The organism is Streptomyces sp. NPDC031132 (genome assembly GCF_055570595.1).
In genome coordinates this window covers 14411-26726 of record NZ_JBVIGX010000007.1, presented here as the reverse complement: position 1 = coordinate 26726, position 12316 = coordinate 14411, and the positions used below count along the sequence as shown (strand labels likewise).

Annotated in this window: 7 protein-coding genes and 4 pseudogenes; 4 read left to right on the top strand and 7 right to left on the bottom strand. The window is 69.7% G+C overall.

What is annotated here, in order from left to right:
• Nucleotides 1–5: 5 nt before the first annotated feature.
• Together dnaK and ACZ49B_RS12485 are read right to left on the bottom strand one after the other, a co-directional pair.
• Complete coding sequence (dnaK, locus tag ACZ49B_RS12490; RefSeq protein ID WP_468304053.1) at nt 6–1907, bottom strand: molecular chaperone DnaK; 1902 nt, start codon at nt 1905–1907, stop codon at nt 6–8.
• 52 nt (nt 1908–1959) lie between these two features.
• Nucleotides 1960–2151 carry a hypothetical protein gene (locus ACZ49B_RS12485; protein WP_468304050.1) on the bottom strand — a complete coding sequence of 64 codons (192 nt, stop codon included), beginning with the start codon at nt 2149–2151 and terminating at the stop codon, nt 1960–1962.
• Nucleotides 2152–2510: 359 nt separating this feature from the next.
• On the opposite strand from ACZ49B_RS12485, the pseudogene ACZ49B_RS12480 reads away from it, so the two are divergent.
• Nucleotides 2511–4285, top strand: a pseudogene (locus ACZ49B_RS12480) (PucR family transcriptional regulator).
• Between the two features lie 19 nt (nt 4286–4304).
• Here the strand turns inward: ACZ49B_RS12480 and uvrA are convergent.
• Complete coding sequence (uvrA, locus tag ACZ49B_RS12475; RefSeq protein ID WP_468304047.1) at nt 4305–6773, bottom strand: excinuclease ABC subunit UvrA; 2469 nt, start codon at nt 6771–6773, stop codon at nt 4305–4307.
• A 94-nt stretch (nt 6774–6867) separates the two neighbouring features.
• On the opposite strand from uvrA, the gene ACZ49B_RS12470 reads away from it, so the two are divergent.
• The 3 genes and pseudogenes from ACZ49B_RS12470 (at nt 6868) to ACZ49B_RS12460 (ending at nt 9044) form a co-directional block, all read left to right on the top strand.
• On the top strand, nt 6868–7383 hold the full coding sequence (locus ACZ49B_RS12470; protein WP_468304044.1) for a terpene synthase family protein: 516 nt from the start codon (nt 6868–6870) through the stop codon (nt 7381–7383).
• A 1257-nt stretch (nt 7384–8640) separates the two neighbouring features.
• Nucleotides 8641–8808: pseudogene (locus ACZ49B_RS12465) on the top strand (methyltransferase domain-containing protein); the annotation flags it as partial.
• 59 nt (nt 8809–8867) lie between these two features.
• On the top strand, nt 8868–9044 hold the full coding sequence (locus ACZ49B_RS12460) for a hypothetical protein (protein WP_468304041.1): 177 nt from the start codon (nt 8868–8870) through the stop codon (nt 9042–9044).
• 187 nt (nt 9045–9231) lie between these two features.
• On the opposite strand, the pseudogene ACZ49B_RS12455 reads toward ACZ49B_RS12460, so the two are convergent.
• The 4 genes and pseudogenes from ACZ49B_RS12455 to ACZ49B_RS12440 all read right to left on the bottom strand — a co-directional run.
• Nucleotides 9232–9531: pseudogene (locus tag ACZ49B_RS12455) on the bottom strand (SCO5918 family protein); the annotation flags it as partial.
• 49 nt (nt 9532–9580) lie between these two features.
• Nucleotides 9581–9985 (bottom strand): CBS domain-containing protein, encoded by a 405-nt coding sequence (locus ACZ49B_RS12450; RefSeq protein ID WP_468304831.1) that lies wholly within the window; start codon nt 9983–9985, stop codon nt 9581–9583.
• A 46-nt stretch (nt 9986–10031) separates the two neighbouring features.
• Nucleotides 10032–11515, bottom strand: a pseudogene (locus ACZ49B_RS12445) (DEAD/DEAH box helicase).
• Nucleotides 11516–11883: 368 nt separating this feature from the next.
• Complete coding sequence (locus ACZ49B_RS12440) at nt 11884–12087, bottom strand: cold-shock protein (RefSeq protein WP_134068503.1); 204 nt, start codon at nt 12085–12087, stop codon at nt 11884–11886.
• Between the last annotated feature and the right edge of the window lie 229 nt (nt 12088–12316).

The window sequence follows — 12316 nt, the reverse complement described above, 5'->3', positions numbered from 1 at the left end:
GCGCCTCAACCCTTGTCGAACTCGGCGTCGATGACATCATCGTCACCGCCACCGCCACTCATGGGACCGCCGGTGGCGGCGTCCTGACCGGGACCTCCGCCCGCGGCGGCGGCGCCCTGATGGGCTGCCAGCCCGGCGAGCACCTGCTGGAGTTCGGAGGTCAGGGGCCGCACGCGTTCCACGCCCGCCTCTTCCTTGACCGCCGCCCGGGCGTCCGACACGAGCATCTCGCCGCGTGCCTTCTCGTGCGCGGGCGCCGCGTCGCCCAGTTCGGCGAGACGCTTCTCGACCTGGTACGCGACGGCGTCGAGTTCGTTGCGGGCGTCGACGGCCTCGCGGAGTGCCTTGTCCTGGCCCTGGTTGCTTTCGGCCTCCTGGACCATGCGTTCGACCTCACCGCGGTCCAGGTTGGAGCTCTCGCTGATGGTGATGCCCTGTTCCTTGCCGGTGTCCCGGTCACGGGCCTTGACCTCGAGGATGCCGTTGGCGTCGATGTCGAAGGTGACCTCGATCTGCGCTTCGCCCCGCGGCGCCGGCCGGATGTCGGTGAGCTGGAACCGGCCCAGCACCCGGTTGTCGGCGGCCAGCTCGCGTTCGCCCTGGAGGACCACCACATCGACGGCCGGCTGGTTGTCCTCGGCGGTGGAGAAGGTCTCGCTGCGGCGCACCGGAATGGTGGTGTTCCGCTCGATGATCTTCGTCATCACTCCGCCGCGTGTCTCCACGCCCAGCGACAGGGGGGTCACGTCGAGCAGCAGGACGTCCTTGACCTCGCCCTTGAGCACCCCTGCCTGGATCGCGGCCCCCAGGGCCACGACCTCATCGGGGTTGACGCTCATGTTGGGTTCCTTGCCGCCGGTCAGCCGGCGGACCAGGGTCTGGACTGCGGGGATGCGGGTGGACCCGCCGACGAGGATGACCTCGTCGATGTCGCTCTCGCCGACCTTGGCGTCGGCGATGGCCTGCTGGACCGGTCCCAGGCAGCGCTCCACAAGGTCGCCGGTGATCTGCTCGAACGTGGATCGCATGATCGAGTCGGTGAGGTGCTTGGGCCCGGAGGCGTCGGCGGTGATGAACGGCAGGCTGACCTGCGTCTGCGTCACCGAACTCAGCTCGGTCTTGGCCTTCTCCGCCGCCTCGAACAAACGCTGCAGCGCCTGCGCGTCCTGGCGCAGGTCGATGCCGTTCTCCTTCTGGAAGTCGTCCGCGAGGTGATCCACCAGACGCCGGTCGAAGTCGTCGCCGCCCAGGTGGCTGTCGCCGGCGGTGGAGCGCACCTCCACCACGCCGTCGCCGACGTCGAGGATGCTCACGTCGAAGGTGCCACCGCCCAGGTCGAAGACGAGGACGGTCTCGTGCTCCTTCTTGTCCACGCCGTACGCGAGGGCGGCCGCCGTCGGCTCGTTGATGATCCGCAGCACCTCCAGGCCGGCGATCCGTCCGGCGTCCTTGGTGGCGGTGCGCTGGGCGTCGTTGAAGTAGGCGGGCACCGTGATGACCGCCTCCGTGACCCGCTCCCCCAGCTGCTTGGAGGCGTCGTCCGTGAGTTTGCGCAGCACCTGCGCGCTGATCTCCTCAGGGGCGTACAGCTTGTCGCGCACCTTGAAGCGGGCCGCTCCGCCGTCGCCCTCGACGACGTCGTACGCCACCGCCCTGGCCTCGTCGGAGATCTCGTCGAAATGCCGGCCGATGAACCGCTTAGCCGAGTAGATGGTGCCCTTGGGGTTGAGGATCGCCTGGCGCCGGGCCAGCTGTCCCACCAGACGTTCCCCGGTGTCGGTGAAGGCCACCACGGACGGTGTCGTGCGGTTGCCCTCGCTGTTGGGCACGACGGACGGCTCTCCGCCCTCCCACACGGCGATCACCGAGTTGGTGGTGCCCAGCTCGATGCCCACTGCCTTGGCCATGAGGAACTCCTCCCGGTACGGCGCCTGCGCCGACTGTCCGGATCACGTTCGTTCAGGTACGGGTGGGACCTCTGCCAGTGGTCTGCATCCCGCCGATCAGCCCTGCGGCCTCGTCGGAGACTTCCCCGACGAGGAGCAGGGCGGAGACGACGGGGTCGAGCCGGTTCACTAGGCCGAACAGCGACCCGAGCAGGACACCGGGGCTCTCCGGCCACGGGAAACCCGTGGCCGGAGAGGTGGTCAACGGCGCGTGCGTCGTCCCAGTACGTCTTGTACGGGGCAACCGGCCTGCGGAGCTGCTCGGTCACCGCCCGGCGCTACCTGCCGGTGCGCGGACGGTTTCGAACACTCCCCAGGGTGGCGTGCCCAGTGGCTCCACGCCTGCGCCTGGCAAGTCGGAAAAGCACGGGTCCGGTCGCCCCACGAGTACGAGAGGCAGAATCCGAACCTCTCGTATGAGCCGACCCGACCAGCACCGCCGCTCGGCTGTAGGCTCGAAGAGAACGGAGTGATCCCATGGCCAGCAGCCGGCCGCACCATCCGTACCGCCGCCGCTGCGACCGGGAGAGAAGCCTTCCGCGGGACAGCGGCGGGCGGCTCCCCATGGCCGCGCGGAGAGGGTCCGTCCCACCCCGCGGCAGCGGGTGGCGCCCCACGGCCGCGCGGCGAGGGTCCCGCCCACCTGCTCCCACCCCGGCCGACCGTGTCCCCCACGCACTGATGACGCTCTCCAGCGCCCTGTTCGACCCCCTGGACGAAGGCGAGATCCTGGGCCTGGCCATGGACCACGTAGCCACCGCAGGGCCTTACGGCGCCGAGGCCGGATACCTCACGGTGGACGGCGCCCTGGTCCCCAGCCGGAGGAACGGGCAGGTCCACGCCCTGGCCGTGGACCGGAGGGTGCGGGAGCTGGCCGGGGAGGACGGCCCCGTGACCGTGCCCGGCCTGCCCAGGGCCCGGGCCCTGGGGCTGCGCGGGCACGAGAGGCTCCACGGCTACCTCGTGGTGACGTGCCGCTCCCGGCCCACCGAGGCCGAGCGCTTCCTGCTCTCCACGCTGGTCCGGCTCACCGCCGCTGCACTGTCGGTCGCCTGCGCACACCGCCGCCAGCGCGAGGACGCGCTGGAGCTGTACCGGCTCAGGGAGGAGCGGACGAGGAGCGGACAGCCCTCCAGGGGCAGCTGATCTCCGTCGTCGCCGAGCTGGGGTACCAGCGAGCCCTTCACACGCTCAAGGCCGACGTCGCCGCCTCGGGCGGCGGCGAGGAAGCCATCACCCGCGCACTGCACGCGCTCACCGGACTCCCGGCACTGGTCGAGGACCGCTTCGGCCGGCTGCGGTCCTGGACCGGTCCCGATCGCCCCGACCCCTATCCCGAACCGGACCCCGTGCACCAGGACGCAATGCTGTACGCCGTCGGCCGTCAGGCCGGGCCGGTGCGCGTGAAGGACCGGCTGGTCACCCTGGTGCGCCCGCACGGCGAGATCCTGGGCGTGCTGGCCCTGGTCGACGTCCGGCGCGAGGCCGACGATCACACCCTGCGCGCGCTGGAGGACGGCGCCGCGTCACTCGCCCCGGAGCTGGCGCACTTGCGCAATCTGGCCGAAGTGGAGTCGAAGCTGCACCGCGAGCTGGCCGACGACCTCCTGACAGGGACGGACGAGGCGAGCGCCTACGCCCGTTCCGAGGCAGTCGGACACGACCTGCACCGCCGCCACTACATCGTCGTGGTGCAGTGGTCGAACCGGACCGCGGACGGTTCCTTCGCACAGACCGTGGGCCGGGCGGCTTCTGCCGTGGGCATGCACTCGCTGCTGACCCGGCGTTCCGACCACGTGGTCCTGGTCGCCGACGACAGGCCGCACGCCCGCGCGCTGTACGAGGCGCTCGCCCGGGAGACCGGGACACGGTCCGGGACCATCGGGGTGAGCCCCCCTTGCGACTCCCTGGACGACATCCCCCACCGCTACCAGGAGGCGCAGCGCGCCCTGGAAGTGCGCCGCCACTCCCGCGGCGAGCACTACGGCACGACGTTCTTCGACGAGCTGGGCCTCTACCGCATCCTGGGACCCGGCAATGATTACCGGGAACTGGAGACGTTCGTCCACGAGTGGCTCGGGCAGCTGATCGACTACGACTCCCGGCACCACACAGCCATGGTGGAGACGCTGTCCCAGTACTTCGACTGCGGCGGCAACTACGACGAGACCGCCGAATCCCTCGCGATCCACCGCAGCACGCTGCGCTATCGGCTCCAGCGCATCCGCGACATCAGCGGCAATGACCTCGCGGACGTCGAGGACCGGCTCAACCTCCAGGTGGCGACCCGAGTGTGGAAGATCGTGCTGGGCGAACAAGCAGGAGAACGGCTTCGTTGAACGCGATGCGGCAGATCGATCACCCGCGCGCGAGCCGGGCCGCGAGGTAGGGCGCGGTGACGCTGCGGCGGGATTTCGCCACCTTGGCCGGCGGTCCTGACGCGACCACCCGCCCGCCCGCGTCGCCGCCGCCCGGCCCGAGGTCGATGACCCAGTCGGCGGTGGTGATCGTGTCCAGGTCGTGCTCGACGAGGACGACCGTGTTGCCGGCGTCGACGAGCCGGTGCAGCTGTCGCAGCAGCAGCGCCACGTCCGAGGGGTGCAGCCCCGCCGTCGGCTCGTCGAGCAGGTAGAGCGCGTGGCCGCGGCGGCCCCGCTGCAGTTCGGTGGCCAGTTTGATGCGTTGCGCCTCACCACCGCTGAGTTCCGTCGCGGGCTGCCCCAGGCGCAGGTACCCCAGTCCCACCTCGCGCAACGTCTCCAGACTGCGGGAGGCGGCCGGGACGGCGGACAGGAACGTGGCGGCGGCGTCGACGGAGAGCCCCAGCACCTCCGCGATGTTCTTGCCGCGGTAGGTGACCTCCAGCGTTTCGGCGTTGTACCGGGCGCCCCGGCAGGTCGGGCACGGTGCGTAGGTGCCGGGCAGGAAGAGCAGTTCCACCGCGACGAATCCTTCGCCCTGGCAGGTCTCGCACCGTCCTTCGGGCACGTTGAAGGAGAACCGCCCGGCCGAGTAGCCGCGCGCCTTCGCCTCGTCCGTCGCCGCGTACAGCTTGCGCACCGCGTCGAACATCCCCGTGTACGTGGCCAGGTTGGAACGGGGAGTCCGGCCGATGGGCCGTTGGTCGACCCGGACCAGCCGGTCGAACGACTCGACCCCCGACGCGTCCTGGACGTCGACCATCAGCTGCGCCTCGTCGGGTTCCTCGGGTGCGAGTCCGAGGTGGCTGCGGACGACCTCGGCGAGCACCTGCGTCACCAGTGTCGACTTTCCGGAGCCGGACACGCCCGTCACCGCCGTCAGTACGCACAGCGGTACGTCGACGGACACGTCGTGCAGGTTGTGGCGGGAGACGCCGCTCAGGTGCAGCCAGCCCTGCGGTGTGCGCGGGCGGTGGTCGAGCGGTTCGGCTCGCCCGAACAGGTACTGGCTCGTGGCCGACTCCGCCACCCGCTCCAGACCGGCGACGGGGCCGCTGTACAGCACGCGGCCGCCGCCCTCGCCCGCGCCGGGGCCGATGTCGACCACCCAGTCGGCCCGCCGTACGACGTCCATGTCGTGCTCCACGACGAACAGCGAGTTGCCCGCCGCCTTGAGACGGTCCAGCACGTCCAGCAGCGGTTCCGCGTCGGCCGGGTGCAGGCCCGCGGAGGGTTCGTCGAGGACGTAGGCGATGCCGAACAGCCCCGAGCGCAGCTGGGTGGCGATGCGCAGGCGCTGCGCCTCGCCGGGCGACAGGGTCGTCGAGCGGCGCCCGAGGCTGAGATATCCGAGGCCCAGGTCGAGCAGTACGTCGATCCGCGCGACCAGATCGCCGCAGATCCGGACCGCGGCCTCGGTCGTCTCCCCGGATCGGGCGGTCGACGTGGTGGCGTCGGCCTCGGACCGCCCCGCGACGGGCCGCAGCAGCCCCACGACCTCGGTGAGCGGCATCGCGTTGATCTCGGCGATGGAACGTCCGGCGAAGGTCACGGCGAGCGCCTCGGGCCGCAGTCCGCTGCCGTGACACTCGGGGCAGGGCACACTCCTGACGAACCGGAGCGCCCGTTCGCGCATCTTCTCGCTCTTGGAGTCGGTGAGGACGTGCATGACGTGCTTGCGGGCGCTCCAGAACTTGCCCTGGTAGCCGTAGTCGACGCGGTCCTCCTCCGGCTCGATGTACACGGAGGGCTGCTCGTCGGTGTACAGCAGCCAGTCCCGGTCCCTCTTCCTGAGCCTGCGCCACGGCCGGTCGATGTCGATCCCCAGGCCGCTCACGACACTGCGCAGGTTGGCGCCCTGCCAGGCGCCCGGCCAGGCGGCGATCGCCCCCTCGCGGATGCTCAGCGAGGGGTCCGGGACGAGCAGGTCCTCGGCGACGTCGTGCACGACGCCCAGTCCGTGGCACTGCGGGCAGGAGCCGGCTGCCGTGTTGGGTGAGAACGACTCGGCTTCCAGCCGTGCGGCCCGGGGTGGATAGGTGCCGGCGCGGGAGTACAGCATGCGCAACAGGTTGGACAGCGTGGTGAGGGTGCCGACCGTCGAGCGCGAGCTGGGCGACCCGCGTCGCTGCTGCAGGGCCACGGCCGGTGGCAGTCCGGTGATTTCCAGCACATGAGGTGCGCCGACCTGTTGCAACAGCCTCCGGGCGTACGGTGCCACGGACTCGAAATAGCGCCGCTGGGCCTCCGCGTAGAGCGTGCCGAACGCGAGCGAGGACTTGCCCGAGCCGGAGACGCCGGTGAAGGCGACCATCGCGTCCCGCGGCACGTCGACGTCGACGTTCCGCAGGTTGTTCTCACTGGCGCCCCGGACATGCACCAAGGGGTCGATCGCGTCCTCGTTCACCGTTCCTGACTACCTGATCGCGCCGGGAACCGCGCGACAGGCGCCGTCACCGTGGCCCCGCTCAACGAGCGTCCGGGTCGTTGGCTCCATTCGAATGGACCTAACAGCCGCGTGCGGACCTGAACGGCCCCACCGGCATGACGTCGGGGATACCGGCGCCCTGGATGGACGGGCGGGCAGGCAATGCGTCTGGCGCGACAGGGCCGGCGCCCACTGGCGCGCGTACCTCAACGGGCACGTCCAGGAAGCCGCCAACCGCAGCCACGGCGCCTTGATCAGCACTGAGGAGCATTTCCGACTGCATCACGACGCCATCGGCGTCCAGCCCACCCTCGACCTCGCAGAACGGATCGGCTACGACGAACTGCCCACCGCCCTGTTCGCCCTCAACGCAGTCTCTGCGCTACGCGCAGTGGCCGCCGAGATCGACTCCCTCCACAAAGACGTCTACTCACCCGCCAGAGAGGAATCAAGCTCGGACACGCACAACCTCCCGCTGATCCTCCGACGCGACCACGGATCCGACCGCGCCACCGCCTTCGCATGGCGCTCGGCATGCTGCACGCGCGCATCGTCTCGTCCGCGCGATCCGAGGCCGACGACCACATGAGTGAGGCTGGGCGGCAGCACTCGACAGACACCGACAGCGGCATGAATGTCGGAGCGGCTTACCCGAGTGACCAGTCGAACACCGCAGGCAGCCGCTGCATCCAGGCCATGCGACGAAACCTCTGACGACTACGCTCCGTACAACCCGTCGCACCGCGTCCGAGGCCCCCGCCCAGGACTCCTTCACGACCCCCGGAAACGATGAAGCGAGCTGACGAACTGTCACCAAAGTCAGCATTGGGTCAGCATTGGTCCTGGCAAAGCTGACCCCAGCTGGTCATACCTGGGAAACGTCGAGGGCACTGCGTGGGCCTTTCTAAATGGCCCGCTGGGCGATCTCCGTAGTCGCGGAGGCGGCCCGTCTCACCCACTTCGCGCGCTCGGTCACCATCGTCCACGGCAGCTTCATCCTGTGCGACGCCAAGGTCACGAATGATCAGGCGTCTACCGTGGGCGCGTCGGTCGGCTGGTCGATGTCGGCCCGGCGGAAGCGGCGACGGATACCCCTCGCGGAATGGCGCCGGCCGTCGCCGAGAACACCGCATCCGGGCCACACCACGTCGAGGGCGCCTTCCCGCAGAACGGCCAGGGGCAGTTCGTGTGCGAGCCGGCTCCCGCCTCGATTCCCCGCGGTCGAACCGCACCCTTTGCCGGAGTTCAACGCTGCGTAGTCAGCACCAAGTCAGCACGGGAGGGGGTGACAGGGGAGATGACGTGGGCTTTTAGTCAGCACGGGAGTCAGCACCGCACCGTCAGAGCGTGCCAAAGTGCGCATTTCGATGCGGCTTGGCGTGGGGAGCCGTGACGCCTCCGTCTGGGCTTGGGATGTCAGCGTAGGTGGCCCACACATAGGCCGGGGGGCAACTGTGTGGGCGCGAGACATACCCCGTTGACCTGGGGATTCCTACGGTGTGGCGACATCCAGTCGTTCCCGTCCCCGTCCGGAAGTGGTCCTCATGGCCTCCTCTGCCGCACCGTCTCCAAGTCCCGGTTCCATCAAGCGCATCGTCGCCGCCAGTCTCATCGGGACCACCATCGAGTGGTACGACAACTCATCCGATCCGAGCAATGACCTGCGGCTTCTCCGCCAACGCCCCGTTTGAACCAGCACCGAACCAGCACGGGAAACGGAGCACACTGTTCCCTCACCGCACCGGGCCGCAATGCCGCTCTCCGTGCAAGCTCATCGACGACGTAGTCACGGTCACTTTCTGTATACCAGGAAGCCGGAGGCAATCGCCCGCCGGGCCGTAGCGTCCTGGAGCTGGGCTGCGGGGCGGGCCATGAACTGGTCGAGCTGGAGCGGGCCGGACTGCGCGCCTTCGGCGTGGACTCCAGCGTCCTGATGCTGGAGTCGAGCCGCCAGCGGCTGGAGGCCCTCGCGCTTCCGGTCAGGCTCGCCGGCGCCGGCGCCGGCGCCCACCGGCTGCCGTTCGCTCCACCGACTCCGGCTTCACCAAGGTCGCCGGTATCACCGCGGCCCGGGTGTACGGCTTCGGCAAGGGCCCCAAGCCCACCTCGCCGAGCCCGGCCGCGCCGCCCTCCACCTACCTGCACGGCATCGTGGGCGGGGTGGACGGCATCTTCCGCTCCGACGACCTCGGCGCCACCTGGACCAGGATCAACACCACGAGGCGATCGGCGCCCGGCTCAAGGACATGACCGGCGACCGGCAGGTCTTCGGCCGGTCCTACATCGCCACCGACGGCCGCGGCATCTACTACGGAGCCCCGGCCGGCGTGCCGAACAACGGGACGCGGGGCGCCATCACCGGTCCCGGTGGCAAGTGCGTCGACGTGGCCGGCGACGACAACGGGACCAACGGCGCCCCGGTCATGTTGTGGGACTGTCCGAGCATCGCGGAGGCCTGCTGGAGCGGGCTGAGTACCGGTACGCGTGTGGGCACGGCGGCCCGGGGAATACCGCGGCAGGTGAAGCCGAGCTGGCTCATGGCGCGGAGGACTTCGCCCGCGCTGAAGTCGCGGCGGTCCTGGCGGGTGATGACCTGACCGACCTGCTTGAGGGGGTAGGTGCGGCGGCCGATGATCACGGAGTCGCCGATGACCTGCTCGGGCTTGACGCCCTTCATCGACGCCAGGACGCCGGTCTTGGTCAGGTCGAACGGGAAGCGGGCGATGACACAGCGCATGAATGCCTCACAGGAAGAAGGGGACGGGGTCGTGCCGCGGTGAGGCGGTTCAGCGGGCAAGGGCGAGGACGCCCAGAGCGCTTCCCTGCTCGTCGATGACGGGCAGGGCGGCGAGCCTGCGGTAGCGCATCGCGTGCTCGGCCTCGGCCATCGTGGTCCTGGGCGAGGTGAACGGCCCGCGGTCGCCGAGAACAGTGCGCAGGCGGACCTGGTCCGTGTACGCGGCGCTGTCGTGGAGGGCGGCGAGCTGGGCTTGGGTGACCAGTCCGGTGCACTCCCCGTACTCGTCACAGACGAGCAGGTGCCCGGCGCGGACGCTGGCCATGACGGCCATGGCCACTTCGACCGTCATGTCGTCGCATACCTGGGGGCCAGCCGCGTCCATGGCGTCGTTCACCGTGCGGGGCGCGGGGTTGGCGTGTGCCGGGCGGCGTTGCATCTGGACCAGCGTCAACACGTGCCTCCTGCAGAGGTGGGTCAGTTTCCGGATCTCTGGGTTGTCAGGCCGCCGCGTCGAAGGCGGACTGCCGCAGGCTCATGCGCTGGGCAGCCGAAGCGGGCCTGCGGCGGCCGCGTGAGCCTGCGCTGCGCTTGGGCCGCTCGGATACCGGCGCGGTGATGGTGACGGGGATGCCGGAGGGGGTCCGGGCGCCGGTGATCCGGTGGAGGGCCTCTTCCCCGGAGCGGACCTGGGTGGTCTGCGGGGTGATCCCGGCGGCCTGCATGAGGCGGGTCATCTCGCGGCGCTGGTTCGGGGTGACGAGGGTGACGACGCTGCCGGACTCTCCCGCGCGGGCAGTGCGGCCGCCGCGGTGCAGGTAGTCCTTGTGGTCGGTCGGCGGGTCCACGTTGACGACGAGGTCGAGGTGGTCGACGTGGATGCCGCGCGCAGCGACGTTCGTGGCGACCAGGACGGTGACATGTCCGGTCTTGAACTGTGCCAGGGTGCGGGTCCGTTGGGGCTAGGACTTCCCGCCGTGCAGCGCGGCGGCCCGTACGCCGCTGCTCAGCAGGTGTTCGGTCAGGCGGTCGACGGCGTGCTTGGTGTCCAGGAACATCATCACCCGGCCTTCGCGCGCCGCGATCTCCGTCGTCATCCGGTGCTTGCCGGCGCCGTGGACGTGCAATACGTGGTGCTCCATCGTCGTGACGGCGCCGGCCGAAGGGTCCACCGAGTGGACGACCGGGTCGGTGAGGTAGCGGCGCACCAACAGGTCGACGTTGCGGTCCAGGGTTGCGGAGAACAGCATCCGCTGCCCTTCGGGACGCACCTGGTCGAGCAGGGCGGTGACTTGCGGCATGAAGCCCATGTCGGCCATCTGGTCGGCCTCGTCCAAGACCGTGATCGCGACCTGGTCCAGGAGGCAGTCGCCGCGGTCGATGAGGTCCTTCAGGCGGCCCGGGGTGGCGACGACGATCTCCGCGCCGTTCCTGAGCGTGTTCGCCTGACGGCCGATGGGCATACCGCCCACCACCGTCGCCAAGCGCAGCTTCACCGCGCGGGCGTAGGGGGTCAGCGCCGTCGTGACCTGCTGGGCGAGCTCGCGGGTGGGAACGAGGACCAACGCCAGCGGCTGCCCGGGCTCTGCGCGCTGCCCGGCGGTGCGGGCCAGCAGGGCCAGGCCAAAGGCGAGTGTCTTGCCGGATCCGGTGCGGCCCCGTCCCAGGACGTCCCGCCCGGCGAGGGCAAGGTCGCGCCCTGGATCGGGAACGGGACTTTCATCCCTTCGGCGTCCAGGGCGGCCAGCAGCTGGGCCGGCATGTCCAGGTCTGCGAAGGCCTCGACGGCGGGCAGCGCGGGAGTGATCGTCTTCGGCAGCGCGAACTCACCCTGGATGGCGGCGGGACGTCGGCTGCCGTAGCCCGGCCGAGCGGAGGAGGTGAAACGGGCGGGAGCGCCGGTACGGCCTGTGCGGGGGGCGCCGCTCTGGCTGCCGGTGCGGGTGCGGGAATAGCGGTCGTTCGTGCGAGTGGTGCAGTCCATGCGAGACCTTCCTCGATACGGCACGTATCGAGGAATGGCCATTACGGGTATTCGCGAAAGCGGGCCGAAGAAAGACGGGGCAGAGCCGTGCCGCGAAAACAGCGGATAGGGCTTGCGGAGAGAGTGCCGCGCGGTGCGTCCAGGAGGCCGGATAAACGGCGGACGACTTACAGGCGACGAGGGGCGGGGCGGGCGACAATGTGAGAACGTATCCGCCAGGCCGGACAGTGAGGCGGGCCGGCGCGAAGCACCGTCGCCCGCCGCGCACGCGAAAACGTCGGGATCCGACGAGGCGTGCGAGGAGGAAAAGCAACGAGCTGGGGCCCGCACCCCAAGGTGCGGGCCCCAGCTGCGTGTACGCGTCAGCCTCAGGCGGGAACGATGTTCTCGGCCTGCGGGCCCTTCTGGCCCTGCGTGACGTCGAAGTTAACCTTCTGGCCTTCCTGAAGCTCACGGAAGCCGGAGGAGGCGATGTTCGAGTAGTGAGCGAAGACGTCAGCGCCGCCGCCCTCCTGCTCGATGAAGCCAAAACCCTTTTCCGCGTTGAACCACTTCACGGTGCCAGATGCCATATTAATCTCCTTTGGGGCAGTGCCCGCAATCACACTGTGCAATTGCGGAGTCGCCGCGATGATTGCCCCGACCGGAAAATCGGCGGAAATGCAAAGCGCATCCAGCGGGCGAAAGGACGCCACAAGGGAAGCGCTTGAATTTTTGCGAACCAAGACTGCAACTGAGTTGACAGTAGCACGCCGGAGCGACCCCCACACGTAAAGCTATTCCAGGCAGTTCCCTGAGGTA